Raw genomic sequence first — 24,296 nt, forward strand, 5'->3', positions numbered from 1 at the left:
TTCTAGGCTGTTACTGGATGAATTTCTCCATGCTGGTGCGCTCGACATGTTTCTTGGCGTCGCGATGCAGGAGAATGACCTGCTCGGCTTCCGAAAGTCCGTTCTGCACGGCCTCGCGGAAGCTGTCGTCGACGTTGATCGCCGGCGCCGGCGCGCGCGGCTGCAGCACCGTCACCTTCTGGCGGATGCCGCGCAGCTTCTCTTCGCCGAGCGTCGTCCACTCGCCGCCGCAATAGCCGGCGAAGGCCTGGCTGGCGACGACCTCGCGGCCGTATTTCTTGGTCAGGATCTGCAGACGTTGGACCTCGTTGACCGCCGAGCCGAAGGCCGAGAAGGTCAGGCGGTCCTTGAGGCCGACATTGCCGAACATGACGTTGCCGACATGCAGGCCGATGCCGTAGCCGACCCTGGTCAGGCCCTTCTGCTCGCGGTCCCTGTTGAGTTCGGCGACCCGCGCCTGCGCCTGATGCACGGCCGAAAGCGCCGCCTCGCAGGCAATTTTCGATGGGTCCTTATGGCGCCCGCAAGGATAGACGGCGAGAAAGCCGTCGCCGAGGAAACTCAGGATCTCGCCGCCATTGCGGTTGAAGGGGGCTGCGATCGCGTCGAAGAACTGGTTCAGCGTGTCGATATAGGCCTGCCGGCCTTCCTTTTCGGCATAGACGGTGGATTCGCGCATGTCGCCCATGACGAGGGCGGCGCGGATCGTCTCACCGTCGCCGCGGCGGATTTGGCCGTTCAGCACCCGCTTGCCGGCGTCGCCGCCGAGATAGGTGGTCAGCATGTTGTTGGCGAGCTTGCCGAGCACCGCCATCTTGGCGGCGACCGCCAGATGGTTCTGCATCCTGAGCAGCGCATCGATCATGTCGTCGGAAAAGCCGGTGTTGTGGTCCGTCGACCAGGAACCCATCATGCCCTGCACCGAGCCGTCGCCGAAGGGCTGCACGAAGGCGAGGTAATCGGTGATGCCGTCCTTGCGCAGGTCCTCGAAAATCGGAAATTCGTTCGGCCCATCCTGGATCAGCCGGCGGCGGATGTGCTGCAGATTGTTGTCGAGCAGGTAATAATACGGGCTCTGCAGGAAGCGGTCCGGCTTTTGCCCCGCGGGCATGCGAAAGCCCTCGATGGTGACGCCGCTGGCGCGCCGCCAGGTGAAGCTCAGCGCATCGTAGAGCGGGTGCAGCATCGAAAAGGAAAGATGCACGCGCGCGAGCGGCAGGCCCGCGGCAGTCAGCCTTTCGCAAAAACCGCGGACAATGTTTTCAAGCTCGTCTCCGGCCAGCGAAGAGTTCGTCAGCCATTCAGCGACCCGGTCCAACAGGATGGACGACACGCTGGATTCGATCGTGCTCATTCTCGGTATGATCCTCATAAGGCACGCCATCCCCAAGAGCCAAAAGTCCCCCCGGCCGGCCCATTTTCATGCGCAGGTCACAAGGAAATCAGGATGTACGAGCGGTATTATTGTGTCAACGGATCCGCCGAAAGCCCGGCGGCGGCGCCCCTCGACTCCCCATGTCGGGGATCGGACGGGTAATCCTTTCCAGGTGGTTCAATATCGAAAGTCAAAATAGGGATGCTGCAAGTGCGAAACAATGGGATCTATATTTTTTTGTGCGCTGAAGTTGCAGCAAACAGCATGGCCTGAGTCATTTCCGCAACACCCGACCAAGGGTGTTGTGCTGTTAGGAGATCGGCTGACGAGGGGCAGTCATCGACGCGAACAGGACAGCAGCACCGCCAGCGTGAGAGGAAGATCCGCGCCTGGGTTTAATTTGCCTGGATCATGCATTAGATCAACCTTCTCTTCCCCGTTTGAAAGATCCCGCCTTGGCCAGCTCCTCCTTCGATACGCTTTTGCAGAAGATCGAAACTCGCACGGCTCGCGCCGGCATCATCGGGCTTGGCTATGTCGGCCTGCCGCTGGCGATGGCGGTGGCGCGCAGCGGCTTTGCTGTCACCGGCTTCGACATCGACCCGGGCAAGATGGTGGCGCTCGATGCCCGCCGCTCCTATATCGACTCGGTGACCGACGCAGCACTTTCGGCCGAGATCGATGCCGGCCGCTTCAAGGCGACGAACGATTTCGCCGGACTTGCCGAGTGCGACGTTGTCATCATCTGCGTGCCGACGCCGCTCACCAAGCATCGCGATCCCGACCTTTCCTTCGTCGAGGCGACGTCGCGCTCGATCGCCGCGCATTTGCGCCCCGGTCAGCTCGTCGTGTTGGAATCGACCACCTATCCCGGCACGACCGATGACGTGGTGAAGGTCATTCTCGAAGGCACCGGGCTGAAATCCGGCTCGGACTTCTTCGTCGGCTTCTCGCCGGAGCGCGAGGATCCCGGCAACCAGCATTATCATACCGCCACGATCCCGAAGGTCGTCGCCGGCGACGGGCCCGAGGCGCTGGCGCTGATGAAGGCATTCTATGGTGCGGCGGTATCCTCGGTCGTTCCCGTCTCTTCGAATGCGACGGCCGAGGCCGTGAAGCTCACCGAAAACATCTTCCGCTCGGTCAATATCGCTCTCGTCAACGAACTGAAGACCGTCTACGCGGCCATGGGCATCGACGTCTGGGAAGTCATCGACGCCGCCAAGACCAAGCCCTTCGGCTACATGCCGTTTTATCCCGGCCCCGGCCTTGGCGGTCATTGCATCCCGATCGATCCCTTCTACCTCACCTGGAAATCGCGCGAATACGAGCTGCCGACCCGCTTCATCGAGCTCGCCGGCGAGATCAATTCGTCAATGCCGCGTTATATCGTCGGCAAACTTGCCGAAGCACTCGACATCCGCGCCGGCAAGGCGCTGAGCCGCAGCAGGGTGCTGGTGCTCGGGCTTGCCTATAAGAAGAACGTCGCCGATATCCGCGAGAGCCCGTCGCTGCGGCTGATCGAGATCATCGAGGAGCGTGGCGGACACGCGGACTACCATGATCCCTTCGTCGCCGAGATACCGCCGACGCGCGAATACCAGGCGCTGAAAGGCCGCAAGTCGGTGACGCTGACGCCTGATACCATTGCCGGCTATGATGCGGTGCTGGTCTCGACCGATCACGACAGGGTGGATTATACGGCGCTCGCAAATAGCGCCCCGCTGATCATCGACACGCGCAACGTCTTCAACCGGCTCGGACTTTCGGCCGATCACGTCATCAAGGCATGATGAAAACGCCTTTGCTCGGAATCGATTCAAGGGCGAAAGATCCGAGCCAAACAAGCGAGCAGAGCGGAAAGGGCGAACCGGAAGTCTTTCCGTTGTCGATGGTTTTGCGGGGCCTGCCCCGAGATAACCGCATATGGGCCAGGCGGCTCGATCAGTAGCGGGCGGGACATGATGGCGGCTGCCGTCACCATCCGGCAAATGTTGAGGTCAGCCCATCGGCCTACGAGGAGGCCTGTGAAGCCCCCGGGCAAGTCGGGGCGGCGAACGCAATCGCCTGCATCCGCGAACGGGCGGGCCACATCAATTCGGCTGGCGGCCACCTTCGGGATTTGACAGCGAAGGCGCGGCGAGTTTTCGCAAGAGCCGATGTGTTTACGCAGCCAAGGCATCGCAATTCAAAACGTCTCCCGTTGGCAGGCGTCTGATCATCTCGGCGCCAGCCTCTGTCCTGAGGTTCCGTTCCGCCTTCTCTGCCATCCGCGGCCGACGGCCGTCTCATTCAACGCTTCGCCACTGCCCATGGCGACCCAGCGCAATCGATCCGGGAACATTTCGGACAGGATTGCGATGAGGTGAGCCAGCACCAGCTTCCCGGTATGGCGAGGCTCCCGAACGGGACTGTTGTTTTCGCCATGACTGCGCCGAGCGGGGCCCAGTTATTCCCGGAATTCCCCTGCCTCGAGCTCCACGGCGCAAGGTGATCCGAGGTTATCACAGCCTGAAATCCGGCCCCCTCCGCTGCCTGGACGCGCTCCAGGCTGCCTAGGAGAGAATTGCTCGTGCGAAGCGTGGTAGCCGATCAGCATAGCTTGACCAAGAAAAAGCCCCCGCCATACTAGCGGGGGCGGGTACACGATTACTTGTTCAGCTCCGTTGCCATCTGAAGATGATGCTCCAAAGCCGGCCGGGTTTTTGCCGCCCAAGCCTTCAGCTCGGCATTTTCACCCTCGTCGCCGTAACGCTTGAATAGATCGACCGCGTCCTCATGCACGTCTTCCTGGTCAGAATGATACTGCTTGGTGAAGTCATCGCCCTGAAGTTTCGCCAGATCGTCTAGCATTCCCTGATGAGAAGAGGACATGGCTGCGGGGATCGTCCCCTTCACCTTTCCGGATGTGACCATAGCCTTCAACTCGTCCGACGTCTTCTGGTGGTCGGTCAGCATCTGCTGTGCAAATGCCTTGGTCTTGTCGTCCGACCGTTCCAGGGCGAGCTTGCTGGATTCAATCTCGAACATGTCGCTGCTGGCCGCCTCGACGACGAAATCTTCGGTCTTCGGTGCGACACCCATCACGGAGTTGACGCCGGTTTTCTCGGCCGTGGACTGGGCGAAGGTAGCGGATCCGGCGGTTGCCATGAGGATAGATGCCAGAATGAGGGTTTTTTTCATGCAGGATACTCCCGTTGTCGATCGCCCCATAAACTTTCGCGACGCAATCGAGTTCCGAGAGAAGGAACAATTTCATATCCCCATGGTTTGCAGCGCAAGCAGGGAGAGCAGTAATGGTAGCCAATGACATTTTGAACGAAGACATTTCGGATTTCGCGACCCGGCTTGAGGCGATGACGAGCGATGAGGTTTTTGCTGCCATGAGCTCGCTGGAAAAGCATAGCGAGCATGACATCAGGGATAGGGAGGAAACCCTTTCACGGATTACGCTCGTGGAAGAAGAGATCGAGCGGCGCTTTCCTGGGCAAATGCTGACCCCTTACCGGGACTGGAAGAAAGAGCAGCCTCTGCTGTCCTGAGTTACCTCGGCAGATAACGATAAGCCAAACAGGCTACGGATCAAATGGACCAAGACCAGCTGTCAATATCTCGGACACTCGGGGTCACCGCCGATTTCGATGCGGCGCTTGAGGTTCGGCGTCGCATCGATTTCCTGGGCCGTTATCTGCGCCAGGCTTCCTGCCGAACTTTCGTTCTTGGGATAAGCGGTGGCGTCGACTCGCTTGTCGCCGGTCTACTCGCGCAAGCCGCAGTCTCGGAAGTTCGAGCGGATGGATGCGATGCGCAGTTCATTGCAGTTCGACTGCCGTATGGTGTCCAGGCCGACGAGACAGACGCGCAAAAGTCGCTAGACGTCATTGGCCCGGATCGTGTCGTCACGGTCGATATACAGCCAGCAGCAGACGCCATGCTCGACGCGGTCATGGCCGAGGGAGAAGATCTGGTGGAGCCGGCTCGCAAACATTTCCATCTCGGCAACATCAAAGCACGCCAGCGAATGGTCGCGCAGTACGCGCTGGCTGGGTTAACCAGAGGATTGGTAATCGGGACTGATCAAGCGGCCGAAGCTCTCATGGGGTTCTTCACAAAGTTCGGCGATGGAGCAGCTGACATATTGCCGCTTGCCGGCCTGACCAAACGACGGGTGAGGGCCATGGCCGAGCATATGGGCGCTCCGCGGGAACTGGTATTCAAGGTGCCGACTGCGGACCTTGAATCTGACGCGCCTCTTCGTCCCGATGAAGATGTCTATGGCGTCACCTACGACAACATTGATGATTTTCTCGAGGGGAAGGCGATCGCCGAGCCAGCAAGGAAGCGTATTCTCAAAACTTACTGGGCAAGTGCGCACAAACGCGCGCTGCCCGTGGCGCCGATCGACGAAAGAGCGGGGTGAAAAGCGTCGGCCGCCGTTGGGAACCGCAGTCTGTGATGTTGGTTCGTGTTGGAGGGAGGAGACGATGAACGACAGCCACTGGATTCACTTGTGCATCGATATGCAGCGGATGTTCGCGGAAAACACGCCCTGGCATGTGCCGTGGATGAAGGAGGTCTCGCCTCAGATCCAGGAAATTTCGCGGCGCTATCCGCAGCGCACGGTGTTCACGCGCTTCGTGCCGCCCAAGCGGGCAGAGGACATGCATGGCATGTGGCGGAGCTACTACGAGAAATGGGACACCATGACCCTCGAACGACTGGGACCAGACATGGTCGATCTCGTCCCGTCACTCAAGGCGTTGGTTCCACCCGCCCGGATCTTCGACAAGATGACCTATTCTCCGTGGACCACCGGCGAGCTTCACCGCGTCCTGGCAGGGGAAGGGGTTCAGACCCTCGCGATCTCGGGCGGGGAAACGGACGTATGTGTGCTGGCCGCAGCCCTTGGAGCTATTGACCTTGGCTATCGTGTCATCCTTCTGAAGGACGCCGTTTGTAGCGGTGCCGATGATACTCATGACGCCTCGCTCGAATTGTTGGGAGATAGGTTCTCGGTGCAGTTGGAAATCTCGTCGACGGAGGACGTTCTCCGCCAGTTATGAACAAGCGCTGGAATCTTCCGGCGCGCAGCTACCTTCTCTTGCCGGACAGCGAAGTCAGATCTCCCATCCCTACAAGGACCGTAGATTCGCGGCGCGTCGCGGACTTTTTGACACGGGAACTCACCATGTTCAGTCACATCATGATCGGCGCTCGCGACCTTGAGACAATGGTTTCATTTTTCGACGATGTTTTGGCACCACTCGATCCGCGGCGAGTCGTCGAGTTAGAAGACGTGGCAGGTGTCATCCGGCGTAAACGCGAAAGGCGTTGGCCGCGGTTCGCTCTTCGGCGCCCGATCAATGGTTTGCGGGCGACATGCTACCTTGACAACACGCACGACCCCCGTCTGTCCGGTATCGTCAACACCGGCCTTTCGACCAGCCACCACCTTAATCAAATCACGCAGCTTTCTGGCAAGCCTATAGCTACGACGCCAACCGCAATCTTCTCCGATGGTGAGCGGACTTACTCCCTTTCTGTTGTTAAGGCAGATTTCATCACCGCGCTTTAAGCTGCTGATCTTGCCGCAACCATTTGGGGGCGGATTGGATGAGTTCCGAGGGAGGACTATCTTGAAGAGTTTTGTTGCCGCGGCTATCGCAATCGGTGTCATGTGCTCCTGCGCTTCTGTCGCATCCGCGCAGACCAAAGGCGACTGGGTTCTCGGAAACTACAAGGGGGCCGGTTATTGGTTCCCTGGCGTTATCGACAGCGCCTCGGGCGGGAAGGTCACGATCCGATATGATGACGGCGATAAGGAAACTGTTTCCTTGAGCGATGTGCGTCCTTACGACTGGGTCATCGGGATGAAGGTAGAGTGCAACTACAAGGGTGCTGGCGATTGGTATGCAGGCAAGATCACCTCGCTTGGCGGCGAGAAGATCGGTATTGCCTATGATGACGGCGACAAGGAGACCACGCGGACCGGTCGCTGCCGTTCACGATAAAGTCTTTGCTTGAACCAATGCGAGATCAGCCCGTCGCCGTCAAAGCGATGGGTTTATTTTCTTCGGGCGATCACGTTTGATGCGGCGCTGTCGCAAGCACCTTGCCGGTCATCCGGCTTGCGGCCACCGCATAACCGCCGGCCGCGCCGTCGATGAAATGCATGTGGTCGCGCGAGATCGGCGTCGGCACGAAGCAGGTCATCAGCGCCGAGGCCTGCCGATGCAGGCCGTAGCGGGCAATGCCCTTGGCGCGTGCCGCTTCCAGCAGCGTCTCGATCCGTTTCAGATGTTCGGCGTCGACGTCGATCGTCATCTTCAGCCCGTCATCGAACTTGCGGAAATCGGAATTGCCGGCGACGTCGCGCTTGTAGCGGCGGGCGTCGAAGCGGCCGAGTGGAATGCCGAGCTTGTAGAACACCACCGTGATGGCGAGCTGCAGGAAGATGATGAGCTTCTGCCGCAATCGCCGCCCAGCCGGCGCGGTGGCCTTGGCCTCGCGGTTGATGCCGTGCAGCGAGAAGGCAAGGTCCGGACCATCCGCCGGCACCGGATGGCTGTCCCGGTTCTGCTCGGTGGTGATGGCGACGATGCCGTTGACGAGGTCCCGGAATTCCTGCCCTGGCCGGCCTTCGCCGGGCACCGCGATGATCGAGACGATCTCGCCGTGCCTGGCGTCGATCGGGCTCCAGCGGCAGGAAAGGCCGGTCAGATCCGGGCGCGTCCCCGGGGCCGCGCGGGCAATGCCGTAGCGGCCGAGCTTCATCTGTCTTTCGGCCCAGCTGGTGCCGCCGCCCCAGAACATCGCATAGGTGACATGAGGGCTTACGGAGTAACGCGCGACGCGGACGTCGAGGCCCTCGGCGCGGGTGTCGGCGACCGGCACGATGGCGACGCGCAGCGTCAGGCCCAGATCCTCCTCGACCCAGACCTGCACGGCGGCAAGGGCGTCGCGCGCCGGCTTTTCCAACGATCCCGGAAGCGCAATCAGAGCGCCGTCGCCGCCGAAGACGAAGGGATAATCGCCCTTGCCGACGGAATTCAACACCGCTGAAATGACGCTGGCGCCCGCCATGTTGACGTCCTTGTAACGGCCGGCGGCGATCGCCGGCGTCGAGCCGACGATGTCGGCCAGCGCCAGCACCCAACCATCCGGCAGCGGCCGGTAGTTGGCGGCGTCGGTCACGCCCTCGAATTTGTTGAAGAGCGGCACTTCGGCAAAGAAGGTTTCGTCGGTCACGGTTTTCATATCGTCCAGCTTAGCACAGACCCATGTCGCCACTGCAACGCCAATTCCCATTTACGGCAATCGACGTGGCAAGGTTTCATGTGCTAGAGCATTTCGTGCTTTTTCGGACCCACGGAAACGCTCTATCTTTTTGTTTTTACGCAATTCCGGCGCAAAACCGCTCTCGCACTTTTGCTGGAATTCCACCAGGACCGCCGACGATTTCATGACGGATATAGATTAGATGAGCCGCCTCGACAGCTTCATTCGCCGGTTGACGGCCCAGCGAGACATTTTGAACTCGATCATCGATCTGGTGGGGGAAACGCCAGGCCCGGTGCTGGAGTTCGGACTTGGCAACGGCCGCACCTATGATCATCTGCGCGAGAACTTTCCTGGCCGGCGCATCGTCGCTTTCGACTGGGAAGTCCGTTCCTATTCGGCCTCGACACCAGCGGCAGAAGACATGGTGACCGGCAATATCCGCGAGTCCGGCCAGGCCTTCGTCGGCATCGGCGCGGCCCTTGCCCATGCCGATATCGGCACCGGCCATGACGAGATCGACGCGGTGACGCTGACCTGGCTGCCGCAACTGATGGCCGGCGTGCTTGCCCATAACGGCATCGCCGTCAGCGGGCTGCCGCTGGAGCATCCGGAGCTGGTGGGGCTGCCGCTGCCTGACGGCATCAAGGAAGGCCGTTATTTCCTTTACCGGAAGACGTAAAGGACAGCATCGGCCTGACTTGCGTGATTCCTGAAATCGCCATCGATTTAGGGCTAAAATCATGCAGCCATTCAAAGTGCTACAGCGCCGCGGCTCTCGAAAAGACGCGGCGCTCTCGCGTTTTGGTTCACGCCACCAGACCCTTGGTCAGTTCCAGCGCCTGGCGCTCGAACAGCCGGCGATAGATACCGTTATTGAGCCGGATCAGCGCCTGGTGGTCGCCTTCCTCGACAATCTTTCCCTTGTCGAAGACCAGCAGCCGGTCGAGCGCCCGCACCGTGGACAGCCGATGGGCGATCACCAGCGTCGTGCGGCCGTTCATCAGGCGTTCCATGGCCTGCTGGATCTGCACTTCGCTTTCGCTGTCGAGGCTCGATGTCGCCTCGTCGAGGATCAGCACCGGTGCATCGGCCAGGAAGGCACGGGCAATGGCGACACGCTGCCGCTCGCCGCCCGACAGCTTGACGCCGCGTTCGCCCACCATCGTCTCATAGCCCTTGGGAAGGTCCATGATGAAGTCGTGGGCGCTCGCCTGTTTCGCCGCCTGTTCGATCTCGCGCCGCGAGGCGTTCGGCCTGGAATAGGCGATGTTTTCCGCCAGCGTACGGTGAAACAGGATGGGCTCCTGCTGCACGATGGCGATCTGGCCGCGCAGGCTTGATTGCCTGACCGCTGCGATATCCTGTCCGTCGATGCGGATTTGGCCCGAGTTGACGTCATAGAGGCGCTGGATGAGCTTGACGAAGGTCGTCTTGCCCGAACCCGAATGTCCCACCAGGCCGACGCGCTCACCCGGCTTGATGGTGACCGAAAAGTCGTCATAAAGCGGCGTGGGATGGGCGCCATACTGGAAGGTGATGCGATCGAAGACGATCTCGCCCTCGCCAATCTCGATCGGCGTGGCGTTGGGCTTGTCCTCGATACCGAGCGGCATCTTGTCGAGCAGCACCAGTTCCTCCATGTCGTTGACGGCACGCTGCAGATTGCGGATATCCTGGCCGACATTGCGCAGATAACCTTGTAGGACGAAGAACATCGCCAGCACGAAGGTGATGTCGCCAGGCGTCGCCAGCCCCTGCCGCCACATGATCAGGCCCGTTCCCAGAATACCGGCCTGCATGGAAACCATCAGGAAACCCTGGATCGTGCCGCTCAACGTGCCGCGCTTCCAAGTCCGTCGCGTGCGGCTGTCCCATCTGGCCATCACCTGGCGCAGGCGCACCTCTTCACGGCCTTCGGCGCCGAAGGCCTTGACCACCGAATTGCAGCTGATGGCATCCGCCAGCGCGCCGCCAAGCTTGGTGTCCCAGGCGTTGGCAAGCCGTGCCGCCGGCGACACGAAGCCCATGGAAAGCGCCACGGTCACGCCGATGTAGATCAGCGAGCCCGCGGCCACGATCAGGCCCATGATCGGCCAGTAGCTGCCGAGCACGATACTGGCGCCGACCAGCATGACGATGGAGGGCAGCAGTGCGACCAGCAGCAGGTCGTTGAGCTGGTCGAGCGCCCACATGCCGCGGGTGATCTTGCGCACCGTCGAACCGGCAAAGCTATTGGCGTGCCAGTCGGTCGAAAACCGCTGCACCTTGTGGAAACCGTTATTCGTCACATCCGCCATGGTGCGCAGCGTCAGCCGAATGATGCCGTTGAAGATGAACCAGCGCAGTGCCACGCTGGTCAGGCCGAGCGCCACGACAACGACGAAGGCGCGCAGCGCCCGGTCAGCCGCGTTGCTGCCGGCGATGGCATCGACGATCTGGCCGGAAAACACCGGCACCATGACTTCGGCCAGGGTGCTGGCAATGACCAGCACGACAATAATGCCCACCAGTACAGGCCGATGGCTCCAATGATGGAAAACAAAGCCGAGCACATGGCGATAGGCATCGGCGCGGAAATCGAGCTTCTTGCGAGTCATTTTAATCGCTCGGCGCCGTGTCGGCAGCCGGTCCTCAGGATAGAGAGTTGGATGGCACGGCCCAAGCGGGAGACGAAATGACCCCGTCAGATCAATCGGGCTATGAATTAAGGGAAAACCGCGTGTCGGGCGCGCTTGCGGCGGGCCGCGAGTGGAAATGACCTAGTGTCGGGACATTCCGCAAGGGAAGGTTTCGATGATTGCTGGCATGCAACGCCTCCCTATGTTTGAACTAAAGCGGTGAGCGTTTTGTACCGAAGCATTTCGCCATTGCCAAGCGGATATTTGCAACCTTACAGAAAGTGATGCGGAAACGACACAGCTTGTGCGCTTGCAAGGTGACGGTTCGGCCGGCTCGTTCGCCCAAAGCGGCATCGACAAAGACCGTTATTCCACTACCGCAGGACGTAATCGCCGCTCAGGAAGCGCAAGAATAGGATGTGGCCGGGCGCGCGGTCAGTTTTGCCTCGAAGTCGGCGGCGATCTTGTCCAGCGTGACGCTGTCCAATCGCTGCAGCAGCAGGGCCTGGGCCTCCTTCATCGCGTCGCCGAGAACGACATTCACCGCCTGTTCCACAAGACACTGTGGCTGATCGTCGGCTGGGCCGATGGCGAAGAGATGCGGCTCCCCGATGGCGCGGTAGACGTCGAGCAGGGTGATCTCGGACAGCGGACGCACCAGCGTCCAGCCGCCCCCATGGCCCTTTTCGGAGCGGACGTAGCCCTTTTCGCGAAGGCCGGCCATGGTGCGGCGGACGACGACGGGATTGGTGTTCAGCATCTTGGCAATCATGTCGGAGGTCGCCGAATGCTGGTGCTTATCCATGTGGATCAGCACGTGCAGCATGCGTGAAAGGCGGCTGTCATTGCGCATGGTTTTCTTCCTGTCGATCGGGCGGCTCATTATCGCAAGCCGATCGTAACAAGACAAGTAACATGATGCTTGACGGCGCCAGCTCATGTAACTTATGTTGAGTCATGAGTTCAATATCCAAGGAGAGCCCCATGCCGTTCGACGCCATCATCATCGGCGGAAACTTCGCCGGCCTTTCGGCCGCGATGCAGCTCGCCCGGGCGCGGCGGCGGGTTCTGCTCGTCGATGCCGGCGCGCCGCGCAATCGCTTTTCTGAAGCCTCGCACGGGTTCTTGGGCCAGGATGGACAAACGCCAGCGGCCATCATGCGGGAGGGCAAACGGCAGCTTTCGCTTTATCCGACCATCACCATCCGCGAGGGGAAAGTCGTCCGCGCGCGGGGCGATGGTGACGCCTTCATTGTCGGCACCGAAGACGGCGGCGAAGAACGAGCCGCGCGCATCGTGCTTGCAACCGGCGTCAGCGACACGCTGCCCGAAATCCCCGGCCTGCGGGAGCGATGGGGCCGCTCCGCGCTGCATTGCCCCTATTGCCACGGTTTTGAGGTCAGCGGCGGCAAGCTCGGCGTTCTCGCAAACCATCCGCATTCGGCCCATTCGGCCGTAATGATCCCGGACTGGGGTGCGACGACCTTTTTCACTCAAGGGCTGTTCGAGCCCGATGAAGAGCAGTTGGTGAAGTTGACTGGCCGTGGCGTCCGGATCGAGCGCAGCCCAATCGTGGAACTGTTGGGCGACGATCCGAAGCTTGAGGCCGTTCGCCTCGCCGATGGCCGCATCCTGCCGCTCGACGCCGTCTTCGTCGCGCCAAAAACGACGATGGCGAGCCCGGTTGCCGAACAGCTTGGCTGCGCCTTCGACGACGGCCCGTTTGGACCCGTCATTCGCACCGGTGAGAACAAGGAAACCACCATCAAGGGTGTCTTCGCCGCCGGCGATGCGGCAAGCGCCATGCACAATGCCACACTCGCCTCCGCCTCAGGCGTGCTCGCTGGCGTGCATTGCCATCAATCGCTTGTCATGCAGTCGGTCGCATAGGGCGCAAACATCACGTTAGGCGGGCCGCTGGGGCAGTTGGCCGGTCGAGAGGCCATTCGTGCCAAGCCGGCAAGTTCGGGAGAGGGCGATAAACCGCAGCAATGCCGCAATGTGCGTACGCGAAAGACATGCTGGCCCGCCTTCCGCTCGCGTGCAGTCTTTTATGCATTGACATGGCAAGCGTTCGCCTGTTCCAGCAGCGAGGAAAGCGGCGGAGAAGGTGGGATCCAAAGAGGCGCGGCGCGCAGACCCTCCGAAGAACTTGATGTCCACGAGTGCCGTCGCCGCGAACTAGTAGATGACTACAACCGGCTGCTTTTCCGCCGGCTCGCCATCAGAACCGCGGATCCGGCCACGCCAGAGATCGCCGAACCGAGCAGAATGCCGATCTTGACCTTGTCCTGTACCGCTGGGTCATCGAAAGCGAGAAGACCGATAAAGAGACTCATTGTGAAGCCGATGCCGCAAAGAAGCGCGACACCGGTCATCTGCGTCCAGTTCGCCATTGCCGGAAGCTGCGCAAAACGTAGCTTCACCAGGAGACCAACGACGGAGAGAACCCCAAGCAACTTGCCAGCAAACAGTCCGGCGGCGACGCCAATTGTATGAGGGTCTCCCAAACTCGAGATGGACGTGCCGCGAAGGGAAACGCCGGCGTTGGCCAAGCCAAAGAGTGGGACGATGATGAATGCCACTGGTCGATGAAGCAGGTGTTCGAGCCGGTGCAGCGGAGATTCTTCGTCGCTAGCCTCCGGAGCGCCGGGAGAAAGCTTAATCGGTATCGTCAAGGCCAGCAGCACGCCCGCAAGCGTGGCGTGGATCCCGGAGGTGAACATCAGCACCCACAAGGCGACGCCAAGGCCGAGATAAAGCGTCAGCGTCTTCACGCCGGCTCGGTTCATGAAAAACAGCAGGGCAAGAACCGCGGCGGCTCCGGCAAGGGCCAGGAGGTTGAGACCGTTTGTATAGAAGAGTGCGATGACGAGGACGGCGCCGAGGTCGTCGATAATGGCAAGCGCCGCCAGAAAGATTTTCAGGGACGCCGGAACCCGGTTGCCAAAGAGCGACAGCACTCCGAGCGCGAAGGCAATGTCGGTGGCCGTCGGGATCGCCCAACCGCGGAGGCTTGCTGGCGTCCCGGCATTGAAAGCCAGATAGACGAGGGCTGGGGCGAGCATTCCTCCGGCCGCGGCGGCACCGGGAAGAATTCGCCTGCTCCAGGTCGAGAGCTGGCCATCGAGCATTTCGCGCTTGATCTCCAGACCGACGAGCAGGAAGAACACGGCCATCAGGGCGTCATTGATCCAGTGCTGCAAGCTCAGTGGCCCGAGGTAAAGATGGAGGGCATGAAAATAGGCTTCCGCCAGCGGCGAGTTCGCCACCGCAAGGGCCGTGGCCGCGGCTGCCATCAAGACGACGCCGCCGGAGGCCTCGTTGTCAAGATATCCGCGGAGAGTGGATTGAATGCGACCGGTCGTGATCGGCAAGGACATGGTTTCGCGCTCCCTTCTGGAAGGTTGATCTTCGTCTCCGTCGATTTCGGGGAAGCCCGCGGCGCACGCAGCACACGCCATCCGGAAAGGGATACCTAAAAGCAGCAGGGATTTCCAGAGGCCCCTCCGACATCGTTCCAGTGTCGTAACAATCTATGATGGACATTCAGTGTCGATCAGCGCTTCTCATAATAGGAGATGGAGCTTTGGATGCCGCGTCTATCACTGCCTTATCTTAAGTTCTTCCGAGTTGACCGGCAGAAAAAAACCCGCTCCAGCGGGGGAACCACGGAGCGAGTCAGGTGCCCTTGGCGTTCAAACGCCTCAGGAGAGCATCCTCAGATTACACCCACGGTCATGCGAAGTAAAATTATCGGCGGCTCTAATAGGTCCGATAGCCCGCTCGAGAGATGAACCATGGTTCGCCGCGATCTTCATTGGATCCGCCGACGAAAATGTAGGCTGGCTGCCTGCTCCCATGCGACGAATTCCGACCTAGGGAAGCCCGGACGGAACGGTTGAACGTGAGCCTCCGTGCTCGGCGCGCGCGCCCGCAGTCGTGCCCGCGATCGACATGCTGCAAATGGGGGTGATCTTCGGGCGCGATAGCGCTAGTAAAGGACAACCCCGCCCCGCATCGCCGAGCCCGACATGCCGCCATCCTATCGATATTCCAAGCTCTTTCGCCGCTCCCGCGTCTTATGGGGCTCTTTCTCAATTTGGCGGCCAAGACTGGTGTTTTGGTGCGGGGCCTTGGCAATCGGGGTGATCAGCGTCGGCTTTGCGAAGCTTGCGGATCTGGCGCAGAAGGGCTTCGGGTCTCTCACCTCCTCCGGTGAATGGGCCTTCCTGCTGCCACTTGCGCTGACCCCGCTTGGCTTCATGCTCTCGGCCTATCTGGCGGCGAGGCTGTTTCCGAACTCGCAAGGCAGCGGCATTCCGCAGGCGATTGCCGCCAGGCACCTGAGGGACGACGAAGACCGAACCCGGCTGCTGTCGCTGAAGATCGCCTGCGGCAAGATCGTACTGACGGTGCTCGGGCTCTTCTCCGGCGCCTCGATCGGCCGCGAGGGTCCGACTGTCCAGGTCGGCGCGTCGATCATGCTCGCTGTTGCGCGGTTCAGTGGCATGGCGCAGGCGCGCGGGCTGATCCTTGCCGGATCGGCGGCCGGCATTGCGGCCGCCTTCAACACGCCGCTCGCCGGTATCGTCTTCGCGATCGAGGAAATGAGTCGGACCTACGAGTCTCGGGCGAACGGGCTGGTGCTCATGGCAGTCATCCTCTCCGGCCTTGCCGCGCTCGGGATTTCCGGAAGCTACAATTACTTCGGCATGGCATCGGCTGCGCCCACGGAGCTTCGCGACTGGGGACTGGTTCTGATCTGCGGCGTCGGCGGCGGCGCGCTCGGGGCAGCCTTCAGCGGTTTCGCGCTGCACTTTGGCCAGAAGATCCGCCGCTGGGCGCAGTCACAGCCGCTGAAGCGCATGCTGGCTCTTGCAGGCACCTGTGGACTGACGATCGCAGTTATCGGAGTGGCATCAGGTGGCACGACCTTCGGTACCGGCTATGAGCAGGCACGAACTGCGGTCGAAGGCAACGCCTTGCCTCTGCTCTTCTTCGTCGAGAAGTTCGCCGCAAGCTTCCTGTCGATGCTGTCAGGTATTCCGGGCGGCATCTTTGCGCCGTCGCTCGCCGTCGGCGCCGGTTTCGGCAGCACCGTCGGCTCCCTGCTCGGCACCGGCGTCGCGCTGGCGGCCATCCTCGGCATGGCCGGCTATTTCGCGGGCGTCGTGCAGGCGCCGATGACGGCCTTCGTCATCATCCTGGAAATGACCGGCGACCACCAGGCAGTCATCCCGATCATGGCAGTGTCGATGATCGGTTACGTGACCTCGCGCATTCTTTCGCGCGAACCGCTTTATCATGGCCTTTCGCGCGTCTTCATCGCCGCGGCTATCCGGGCGCGGCGTGCGGTCGAAAGGGAGTCGGAGTAACCTTCAGTTCTGCACAGACGACCGGCGAATACGCGCGATCATCTGCCGAGTAGTTTGCTACGAACATGGAACTGACACCTGATGGCACTGTTCGATCTGTCCGGCGGCCTGGCGGCGGCCTCCAAAACCGCTACCAAGTGCGTGCGTTTGCTCTCGCGGACATCATTTTAGCGGAGCAGGGGAATGAAACGAGTAGCCAGTTGTTCATGCCGCCAGCTTTCGATCACCGCCGACGGAGAACCTGTCAAAATCTCCGCCTGCCATTGCCGGGCCTGCCAACGTCGCACCGGCAGCGCGTTCGGAGTAGCCGTCTTCTTCCACGCCGATCAAATAGAGACGTCCGGGGTTTCGACCAGCTACGTCCGATGGGGCGACAGCGGCAAATCGGTCGAATTCTGCTTCTGCCCGGCATGCGGGTCGACAGTTTTCTGGATACCGGAATTCAGGAAAGAGCTGGTAGCCGTCGCATTGGGATGCTTCGCCGATCCCTCATCGCTCGCGCCAACGCAAAGCGTCTACGAGGAAAGTCGTCTGGAATGGGTGTCGCTCGATTTGACCTAGATGCCGTACAGAATGACACGTTAACAGATACTGCCCCGAATGCCGGTAACAAGCAGCCTCTAAGGCAAAAACAGCACGTTGTACTGATCGAATTCGCCCGGCAGGTCGCGGACCTTCATCTCCTCTTCGCGATCCTCGAAGATGACGAGGCAATTCTCGTAGAAGCCTGATAGCATCGATATGAAGGCCTTCGTTCCTTCTGCTCCGTAAAAGAGCGGGGTGAATTCCATGTAGAGCGGCACGCGGCGGGTAAGCAGCGGCCGCATCGAGCGGCAGGCGACCGGCTCGTAGCCTTCGATATCCATCCAGACGAGGCCGATCGCGGCCGGGTCGATCGAAAGTCCGGCGAGGATCTCGGAAACCGGCTTCACCGGCACGCTGATCTTCTTGTCTGTCGGGCTTTGACGGATGGCGCTGCTCTTGCCGTGATTGCTGAGGTTGAGAAAGAAATCGATCTCGCCTTCGTGCTCGCCGGCGGCGCAGTTGACGAGGCGGACCTTCGCCTCCAGCCGATTCTGGCGGATGTTGAGGGCAAGCAGCGGGAAATTGCGCGGATCGGGCTCGACGCTGACGATATGGGCATAGGTGTCGCTCAGGGCGAAATAGACGGTCTGGGTGCCGATATTGCCGCCGATCTCGAGCAGCGTTGCGTCCTTTCTCACGAGGCCGCGCTCGCGCAGGATGACGATCAGCCGGTCGACGGCCTCGCGTTCGAAATGGCCCTTCCGGAAGACCTTGCGGCCGATATAGTCCGAAGGCGAGAAAGTCATCAGATGGTCGCCGGCGTCGACCGTCACCGAGACCACGCGCGGGCCGATATTCTCGATCAGCAGTCGGCGGCCAAAGCGGGTGTCGAAGAAGCGCGAAGCGGCGGCGTTGCGGGCCTTGCGAAACAGGCGGCTCCAGTATTTGGCGGTCAGCCAGGGCTTGCCGGGCATCAGGTTTTTCCTTCGAGCGGCTCTGCCGCTTTCTCTCTTGGAATGACGTAGACTTTCAAGGGCAGGGCCCGGCCGCGCACGCTGATTTCACGGCTTTCGATGCCGGAAAGGTTAGCACCCGAAAGGCTCGCCACCGGTTCGGAGATGACGATCGCCGCTTCGAATTCCTTGGCGGCTGTTTCCAAACGGCTCGCGACATTCACGGTATCGCCGATCGCCGTCATGCTGCGCACCCGGCCGTATCCCATCGTGCCGACGACGGCCGGGCCGGTGTGAATGCCGATCGCGATACGCAGCGGCAGCGCCAGTTCGTCGGCGAGTTCCGCCGCGAGTTTCTCGATCTCGGCGACGATCGCTGCTGCAGCGTTGAGCGCCTGGCGGCAGGCTTCCTCCGGCGCGGTGTTGAGCCCGAAGAGCGCCATGGCGCCGTCGCCGATGAACTTGTCGAGCCGTCCGCCCGACTGCTCCACCGCCTTGCCGATGATGGCGAAATAGCGGTTCAGCAGGAAGACGACGTCGAAGGGCAGGCGGGTTTCCGTCAGTGTGGTGAAATGGCGAATATCGACGAAGAGCACGGCGATCTCGCGCTCGCGGCCCGGGCTCGTCTCCTGGCTGTTGGCGGGAAGGGCCGCCTCGATCGCCGGCACGAGAAGTGGCGCGACGGCAACGTCGCGGTTCGGACGAAGCTGGCAGGCGAGCCGGACATCCGGGCCGGCATTGATGCGCTTCAGCGTCGTCTGCTCCATCTTGTCGGGGATCGGCAGGCTGTCGTAGTCGCCAAGGATCTGCACGCGGCAGGTGGAGCACTGGCCCTTGCCGCCGCAGACGGCATAATGCGGCAGGCCGCCGAGCCGGCTCGCTTCCAGCACCGAGAAGCCGCGCGGCACGCGGATCACCTCGCCGCCCGGATAGTTCACGGCGACTTGGTCTAGCCGCTCCTTCAGCTTGCGCCGGGCACGCGCGATGACGACGATGAGCAGCGAGGCCGAGAAGGCGCCGTAGAGCCCGGCGCGGATCATGGCGACCTCGCGGTGAACTTGCGGGTTCGAGGCGTAACGGGTGTTGACGCCCTCCTTGTAGGCGCTGACCGTCATTGACTGCTGGTAGGAAGGATCGGCGAGCGTTCGGCCCATCTCGACGAAGCCGAGTAGCGAAAGCACCGGCACGAGGATCGCAATCGCCAGCAGCAGCGGAGCGAAGTCCGGGTACCAGGAGCGGTAGCGCAACCAGAAATGGATGCCGATACAGCCGTGGATCCAGACGGCGACGACGGCGAGCGCCTGCCGCAATCCGTTCGCCGGGTTCTTGATCCAGAGCATGCCGACAACCGTCTCGTAGTCATCGATGTAGCCGTAGAATTCGTGAGCAATGCGTGTGCCGATGACATGATCCATAAGCAACAGCGGGATCATCAGGCCGAGCACGATCTGGGCCATTTCCCCCTTCGGCATGACGAGGCTGCGGCGCATGTAGATGGCGCGCAGCACCAGCGCGATATGGATGAGCACCGATGAATAGAAGATGGCGGTCCCCAGAGGATTGCGCCAGATCGCCAGGAAGAGGTGGGCGGCTTTATCGGCGGCGGCGACTGAAATCAGGCCAATCGCATGGTTCGACAAATGCAAGAGGACGAAGATGAAAATGACGAGGCCGGAACCGAGCCTCGCCCTTCTGATCGTACGTTCCGAAAAAATCCCTGTGGCCGAGACCGTCGTCATTCATTCCCGTTCTTGTCGATGTAACCGCAGGCCCATAGAGATTGAGAAAGAGGCGGAATTGCTTCGATCGCGATCACATTCCATATGCTTATGCGCAAGTTTTCGGCAAAGGGACAATAGCGGAATTTTCCCGACAGGCGTGAAAGTTGTAAACAGTGTGTCTTACCTGAGGTGTCCCGATGCGGGTGGCTTTCTACGCGCCGATGAAATCGCCGAACCATCCGGTACCGTCGGGCGACCGGCTGATGGCGCGACTGCTGATCCGGGCACTGGAGCTTGGCGGGCATCAGGTCGACGTCGCCTCCGAATTCCGCGCCTATGCCTCGACACCGGACGCGGCGCGGGCGCTCGAACCCGCCATCGGCGCCGAGCTGGAGCGGCTGCGGCTAAGATGGAAATTCGCGCCGCGGCCGGACCTCTGGTTCTGCTACCACCCCTATTATAAATCGCCCGATCCCTTCGGGCCGGCGATATCCGCCGAATTCGCCATTCCCTACGTCACCGCCGAAGCCTCCTATGCGGCAAAACGCGATCGAACCGGCTGGGCAGCTTCGCAGAAGCTGGTGGGCGATGCGATCATTCGGGCGGCGGTCAATATCAGCTTCACCGGGCGCGACCAGGACGGGCTTGCCGCCGCCTTCGCGCAGGCGCGCCTCGCCAGGCTTAACCCCTTCATCGACACGGCGCTGTTCGAGAAGGTGTCGCCGGCGCCTGATCCGCGCCGGCTGATGACGGTCGCGATGATGCGAGCCGGCGACAAGATGGACAGTTATGTCATGCTTGCAAATGCGTTGAGGCTGATCGAAGACCGGCCCTGGACGCTGGCCGTCATCGGCGATGGTCCGATGCGGCAAGAGGTGCGGGCGCTGTTTGCCGACTTTCCCGGCCGCATCGAATGGCTGGGCGAGCGCAATGCCATCGAGATCGCCGAACTGCTCGGACGCGGCGGCCTCTATGTCTGGCCCGGCTGCGGCGAGGCCTACGGTCTCGCCTATCTGGAAGCCCAGGCCGCTGGCCTGCCTGTCGTCGCGCAGGAAACGGCAGGCGTGCCAGCGGTGGTCGAGGCTGGCGTGACCGGGCTGTTGACGCCAGAGGGCGATGTTGCCGCCTATGCCGAGGCCGTGGCCGCCCTGCTTGACGAGAGGCAAAGGCGCGACGCCATGGGGCAGGCGGCGCGGCGCCTGGTGCTTGGCGAGCGCTCGCTTGCGATGGCGGCGCAGGTATTGGACGGAATTTTGCGCGACAGCGCAGCAACAGGAGTGACGTGATGACCGACGGAATAGCCTGGGACCCCCTGCGCCGCGAGCTTGACCGCTGGCAGGCCGCCGGCCGCGTGGCGCGGTTCTGGCTGCGAGATGACGACGCCGTCGAGCCGACGCAGCCGCTGGAGACGCTGTTGGCGCTGACGGGCGAAAGCGGGGTTCCGCTGATGCTCGCCATCATTCCCGGCCTGACCGGCGAAACGTTGGCCGCGCGCTTGGCGGAGGAAACATCCGTCGCTGTCGCCGTGCATGGCTGGTCTCATACCAACCATGCCGGGCCGCAAGGCAAGAAGCAGGAACTCGGCGGCGAGCGGCCGGCGGAGGCCGTGCTCGGCGAGTTGGGTGAGGGGTTCCGGCTGCTGCGGCGGCTGCATCCGGCCCGCTTCCTGCCGGTGCTGGTGCCGCCGTGGAACCGGATCGACGCCGCCCTCATCCCGGCGCTTCCGGCGCTCGGATTTGCAGCCCTTTCGGTCTATGGGCGAGCCAAGCAGGACGGCCCGATGCCGCTCCTCAACACCCATGTCGACATCATCGACTGGCATGGCACGCGCGGCGGACGGGGCGAGGCGGAATTGGTGGCCGAACTGGTGGCCGAGCTTGACGACCGGTTTGCCGGCGGCGACGAGCCTCTCGGCGTGCTCACCCACCATCTGGTGCATGACGTAGCGGCATGGGATTTCCTGTCGGCCTTGTTCGCGGTGACGACCCGACATCCGGCCGTCCGCTGGTCATCGGCGTCGGAACTGCTAGAGCACATCGCGTGAAACTGTGCCGCGGTGTTGCGATAGCGCATGCGCAAAAGCAAGACCTGAAGCGCGAGGAGCGAATCTCAAAGATCGCGACACGATATAGGGCATTAGACATTGTCGATCAGGTGGCATGAACGCGCCCGAGGAAGTCTCGCATGATTGCGACGACCTCTTCGAGATGTGTCTCGAGCAGCCAGTGGCCGCCGCCGAGCAGATGCAGTTCGGCATCCGGCAGATCCCGTAGGTAGGCTCGCGCCGATTTTTCCGGCATGTAGTGGTCGTTCGGACCCCAGACGATCAAGGTCGGAGGCTGGTATTCCTGGAGGTATTTCCGGTGTTCCGGGAACCAGGCCCGGTTCTCCTTCAGTCCAACGATCAGGTCTCTGGCGATGTCCTTGCGCCGTGGCGTGATCAGCGACCAATGCAGCTTCCAGAGGTCTGGCGGGATCGCATCGGCCAGAGGAGGCGGCAGATCGTTGAGGAATTCCTCCTTGAAAGTCTCCTCGCTGACCGCCTCCGCCAGCACCTTCCTCATCTCCGATCTCGGAAGCGTCCAGGTCGCCTCGATATCCGCATATTTTGGTCCGAGGGCATCTTCATAGGGAATGTCGCCATTCTGGATGATCAGCGCCACGATGCGTTGAGGGGCTCTGATCGCCAAGCGGGTACCGATTGGCGAGCCGAAGTCGTGGAGGTAGGGGACGAACCGGTCGACACCTAGGGCGTCGACGAAGGCCTCCAGCCAGGCAGCGTATCCATCGAAACTGTAGTCGAAATCTTCAGGCGTGCCACTATAGCCCGCGCCCGGGAAATCCGGCGCGATCAGGCGCCACTGGTCGGCAAGGCGCGGCATGAGATTGCGAAATTCATGGGACGAGCAGGGATATCCGTGCGGCAGCAACAAGACCGGAGCATCTTCCCGGCCGGCCTCGCGGTAAAAAGTCTCGACGCCTGCAACCGTCATCCAGCGATGTCGGACGAGAGTGGTCATGGACAAGCTCCTCGGAACCGTTCTTCACGTTCGGTCTTCGTCATACTGCTTTGCGCCTTCCACCGGTCGCAGCCACGGCTCGCGGCGTTTGATCCAGAGTTCGTAGCTCGGCACAAGAGGCGTCGGGGCCTCGGAAAGGATGCCGAGCTTGATTTCGGCCTCCTGGTCATCGGCGGAAAACAGCCGCGAGCCGCAACCGGTGCAGAAATGTCGACCCTGGAACTCGCCGGTTTTCCCTGAATGTTCGAACTGGCCGGCGGGCCAGATCCCATAGAAGGTAAAGGCCGAACCGCTTTCTTGCCGGCAGTCGGTGCAATGACAGATTCCAACGCGCAAGGGTTCGCCCCGGACAGAAACATGCACCTGCCCGCAAAGACACTTTCCGGAAAGCACGGTCATGACGGATCCCTGTTTCGTTGATTTTTCGCTGCCGGGAAAACGGTCCGGCCGGGCATCTGTTCCGTCGTGACGTCGCAGGCCTGCTCGGCTCCACGAATAGGATACTCTGTCGAAGAGCGTCAGACTGGACAAGATGAAGGCGGCTTCAGCGGCCTGCTAGATCATCACGATCTGATTGTCGCGCGCGGCAAAGGATTCGGGGAAGGCCGCCTGCGCCTGCGTTTCCATCTGCGCCAGCTGTTCGTCGGTGCGGGAGGGAGCGTGGTGGAACAGCGCGAAGCGCTTGGCGCCCGCGATCTTCGCGAGCTCGGTGCCGTGCTGCCAGGTCGAATGGCCGAAGCCCTTGAAACGCTGCATCTCGTCTTCGTTGTAGGTGCAGTCGTAGACGACGAGATCGGCGTCCTGCATCATTTCGAGCGAGACCGGATCGTAGTTGCCGGGATCATGTTCGATATCGTAGATGAGAGCGACCGAACGGCCCTGCCATTCGATGCGGTAGCCTATGGCGCCGCCCGGATGGTTCAGCATGAAGGTCTTGATCGTGACGCCCGGGCGCGGGTTCAGCACCTGGCCGGCATGAAAATCGCTGAAATTCATCGTCGCCTGACAGATGTCGGTCTTGACGGGAAACCAGGGCGGGCTGATGAACTGCTCGACCATTTCCCGCGTGCTCATCTTGCCATCGAGATGGCCGGACCAGATGTTGACGTTGATCGAGGGATAATAGATCGCCTTGAAGAAGGGCAGGCCGATGATGTGGTCGTAATGGCAGTGGCTGAAGAACAGGTCGACGTCGGTGACGCTGTCGGCGAGCAACGACAGCCCCGCCTCGCGCAGGCCGGAGCCAGCGTCGAAGATCATCCGATGTTCTCCGCAGCGAATCTCGATGCAGGAAGTGTTACCGCCGTAGCGATCGAACTCGGGGCCAGACACGGGAATACTGCCGCGGACGCCCCAAAATTTTACCTGAAACAGTTCTGTCGTCATCGTTCTTCAAACCGGCCTTCCCGCATCGCCATCGTAGTC

General features: G+C 61.4%; 23 protein-coding genes and 1 pseudogene. 13 read left to right on the forward strand and 11 right to left on the reverse strand.

The features are described 5' to 3' along the window. Positions 1-10 precede the first annotated feature (10 nt). Positions 11-1,354 (reverse strand): adenylate/guanylate cyclase domain-containing protein, encoded by a 1,344-nt coding sequence (locus tag ACM5SV_RS05710; protein ID WP_222005192.1) that lies wholly within the window; start codon positions 1,352-1,354, stop codon positions 11-13. A gap of 476 nt (positions 1,355-1,830) precedes the next feature. Between ACM5SV_RS05710 and ACM5SV_RS05715 the strand changes: the two genes are divergently transcribed. Both ACM5SV_RS05715 and repC read left to right on the forward strand, forming a co-directional pair. Continuing rightward, positions 1,831-3,168 carry a nucleotide sugar dehydrogenase gene (locus tag ACM5SV_RS05715; protein ID WP_222005193.1) on the forward strand — a complete coding sequence of 446 codons (1,338 nt, stop codon included), beginning with the start codon at positions 1,831-1,833 and terminating at the stop codon, positions 3,166-3,168. 38 nt (positions 3,169-3,206) lie between these two features. Beyond that, positions 3,207-3,518: pseudogene (gene repC, locus ACM5SV_RS05720) on the forward strand (replication initiation protein RepC); the annotation flags it as partial. Between the two features lie 506 nt (positions 3,519-4,024). Here the strand turns inward: repC and ACM5SV_RS05725 are convergent. Continuing rightward, positions 4,025-4,558, reverse strand: a complete 534-nt coding sequence (locus ACM5SV_RS05725) for a DUF4142 domain-containing protein (RefSeq protein ID WP_003553535.1) — start codon at positions 4,556-4,558, stop codon at positions 4,025-4,027. Between the two features lie 113 nt (positions 4,559-4,671). Between ACM5SV_RS05725 and ACM5SV_RS05730 the strand changes: the two genes are divergently transcribed. The 5 genes from ACM5SV_RS05730 (at position 4,672) to ACM5SV_RS05750 (ending at position 7,386) form a co-directional block, all read left to right on the forward strand. Further along, the gene (locus ACM5SV_RS05730) at positions 4,672-4,917 is read left to right on the forward strand and encodes a hypothetical protein (protein ID WP_222017018.1); all 246 of its coding nucleotides are present in this window, start codon (positions 4,672-4,674) and stop codon (positions 4,915-4,917) included. 44 nt (positions 4,918-4,961) lie between these two features. After that, on the forward strand, positions 4,962-5,795 hold the full coding sequence (gene nadE, locus ACM5SV_RS05735) for an ammonia-dependent NAD(+) synthetase (RefSeq protein ID WP_003553539.1): 834 nt from the start codon (positions 4,962-4,964) through the stop codon (positions 5,793-5,795). A 64-nt stretch (positions 5,796-5,859) separates the two neighbouring features. Beyond that, the gene (locus tag ACM5SV_RS05740; RefSeq protein ID WP_128407027.1) at positions 5,860-6,438 is read left to right on the forward strand and encodes a cysteine hydrolase family protein; all 579 of its coding nucleotides are present in this window, start codon (positions 5,860-5,862) and stop codon (positions 6,436-6,438) included. Between the two features lie 125 nt (positions 6,439-6,563). After that, a complete protein-coding gene (locus ACM5SV_RS05745; RefSeq protein ID WP_260690377.1) occupies positions 6,564-6,950 on the forward strand; it encodes a hypothetical protein in 387 nt (128 codons plus the stop codon). A 61-nt stretch (positions 6,951-7,011) separates the two neighbouring features. Beyond that, positions 7,012-7,386, forward strand: coding sequence for a tudor domain-containing protein (locus tag ACM5SV_RS05750; RefSeq protein ID WP_003553546.1), 375 nt, complete (start codon positions 7,012-7,014; stop codon positions 7,384-7,386). Positions 7,387-7,456: 70 nt separating this feature from the next. Here the strand turns inward: ACM5SV_RS05750 and ACM5SV_RS05755 are convergent, their stop codons facing one another. Further along, a complete protein-coding gene (locus ACM5SV_RS05755) occupies positions 7,457-8,632 on the reverse strand; it encodes a DUF3095 domain-containing protein (protein ID WP_222017015.1) in 1,176 nt (391 codons plus the stop codon). 223 nt (positions 8,633-8,855) lie between these two features. Between ACM5SV_RS05755 and ACM5SV_RS05760 the strand changes: the two genes are divergently transcribed. Further along, positions 8,856-9,335 carry a class I SAM-dependent methyltransferase gene (locus tag ACM5SV_RS05760; protein ID WP_012763538.1) on the forward strand — a complete coding sequence of 160 codons (480 nt, stop codon included), beginning with the start codon at positions 8,856-8,858 and terminating at the stop codon, positions 9,333-9,335. A 127-nt stretch (positions 9,336-9,462) separates the two neighbouring features. On the opposite strand, the gene ACM5SV_RS05765 is transcribed toward ACM5SV_RS05760, so the two are convergent. Next, positions 9,463-11,253, reverse strand: a complete 1,791-nt coding sequence (locus tag ACM5SV_RS05765; protein WP_419425115.1) for an ABC transporter ATP-binding protein — start codon at positions 11,251-11,253, stop codon at positions 9,463-9,465. Between the two features lie 418 nt (positions 11,254-11,671). Then, complete coding sequence (locus ACM5SV_RS05770; RefSeq protein WP_419425116.1) at positions 11,672-12,127, reverse strand: Rrf2 family transcriptional regulator; 456 nt, start codon at positions 12,125-12,127, stop codon at positions 11,672-11,674. A gap of 131 nt (positions 12,128-12,258) precedes the next feature. On the opposite strand from ACM5SV_RS05770, the gene ACM5SV_RS05775 reads away from it, so the two are divergent. Next, the gene (locus ACM5SV_RS05775) at positions 12,259-13,164 is read left to right on the forward strand and encodes an NAD(P)/FAD-dependent oxidoreductase (protein ID WP_419425117.1); all 906 of its coding nucleotides are present in this window, start codon (positions 12,259-12,261) and stop codon (positions 13,162-13,164) included. 302 nt (positions 13,165-13,466) lie between these two features. On the opposite strand, the gene nhaA is transcribed toward ACM5SV_RS05775, so the two are convergent. Then, positions 13,467-14,657 (reverse strand): Na+/H+ antiporter NhaA, encoded by a 1,191-nt coding sequence (gene nhaA / locus ACM5SV_RS05780; protein ID WP_419425118.1) that lies wholly within the window; start codon positions 14,655-14,657, stop codon positions 13,467-13,469. Between the two features lie 651 nt (positions 14,658-15,308). On the opposite strand from nhaA, the gene ACM5SV_RS05785 reads away from it, so the two are divergent. Both ACM5SV_RS05785 and ACM5SV_RS05790 read left to right on the forward strand, forming a co-directional pair. Further along, entirely contained in the window at positions 15,309-16,652 is a 1,344-nt protein-coding gene (locus ACM5SV_RS05785; RefSeq protein WP_419425119.1) for a chloride channel protein, read from the forward strand. Between the two features lie 183 nt (positions 16,653-16,835). Further along, positions 16,836-17,213, forward strand: coding sequence for a GFA family protein (locus tag ACM5SV_RS05790; protein WP_419425120.1), 378 nt, complete (start codon positions 16,836-16,838; stop codon positions 17,211-17,213). Between the two features lie 59 nt (positions 17,214-17,272). On the opposite strand, the gene ACM5SV_RS05795 is transcribed toward ACM5SV_RS05790, so the two are convergent. Together ACM5SV_RS05795 and ACM5SV_RS05800 are read right to left on the reverse strand one after the other, a co-directional pair. Further along, positions 17,273-18,151 carry an FkbM family methyltransferase gene (locus ACM5SV_RS05795; RefSeq protein WP_419425121.1) on the reverse strand — a complete coding sequence of 293 codons (879 nt, stop codon included), beginning with the start codon at positions 18,149-18,151 and terminating at the stop codon, positions 17,273-17,275. Beyond that, positions 18,151-19,869 carry an adenylate/guanylate cyclase domain-containing protein gene (locus tag ACM5SV_RS05800; RefSeq protein WP_419425122.1) on the reverse strand — a complete coding sequence of 573 codons (1,719 nt, stop codon included), beginning with the start codon at positions 19,867-19,869 and terminating at the stop codon, positions 18,151-18,153. Before ACM5SV_RS05800 ends, ACM5SV_RS05795 begins: the two co-directional genes overlap by 1 nt. 179 nt (positions 19,870-20,048) lie before the next feature. Between ACM5SV_RS05800 and ACM5SV_RS05805 the strand changes: the two genes are divergently transcribed. Together ACM5SV_RS05805 and ACM5SV_RS05810 are read left to right on the forward strand one after the other, a co-directional pair. Then, positions 20,049-21,137: a glycosyltransferase family 4 protein gene (locus ACM5SV_RS05805; RefSeq protein WP_128407514.1), complete on the forward strand. Its 1,089-nt coding sequence runs from the start codon at positions 20,049-20,051 to the stop codon at positions 21,135-21,137. Further along, the gene (locus tag ACM5SV_RS05810; protein WP_128407515.1) at positions 21,137-21,895 is read left to right on the forward strand and encodes a polysaccharide deacetylase family protein; all 759 of its coding nucleotides are present in this window, start codon (positions 21,137-21,139) and stop codon (positions 21,893-21,895) included. The genes ACM5SV_RS05805 and ACM5SV_RS05810 overlap by 1 nt, the downstream gene beginning before the upstream one ends. Before the next feature lie 106 nt (positions 21,896-22,001). On the opposite strand, the gene ACM5SV_RS05815 is transcribed toward ACM5SV_RS05810, so the two are convergent. The 3 genes from ACM5SV_RS05815 to ACM5SV_RS05825 all read right to left on the reverse strand — a co-directional run bounded on the left by ACM5SV_RS05815 (position 22,002) and on the right by ACM5SV_RS05825 (position 24,257). Beyond that, a complete protein-coding gene (locus ACM5SV_RS05815) occupies positions 22,002-22,871 on the reverse strand; it encodes an alpha/beta fold hydrolase (RefSeq protein WP_419425123.1) in 870 nt (289 codons plus the stop codon). A 24-nt stretch (positions 22,872-22,895) separates the two neighbouring features. Continuing rightward, positions 22,896-23,270, reverse strand: coding sequence for a GFA family protein (locus ACM5SV_RS05820; RefSeq protein ID WP_128407517.1), 375 nt, complete (start codon positions 23,268-23,270; stop codon positions 22,896-22,898). 156 nt (positions 23,271-23,426) lie between these two features. Further along, positions 23,427-24,257, reverse strand: a complete 831-nt coding sequence (locus ACM5SV_RS05825; protein ID WP_128407518.1) for an MBL fold metallo-hydrolase — start codon at positions 24,255-24,257, stop codon at positions 23,427-23,429. Positions 24,258-24,296: the final 39 nt, after the last annotated feature.

This window comes from Rhizobium sp. CRRU65 (assembly GCF_048551595.1).
Taxonomy (GTDB): Bacteria; Pseudomonadota; Alphaproteobacteria; order Rhizobiales; family Rhizobiaceae; genus Rhizobium; species Rhizobium leguminosarum_J.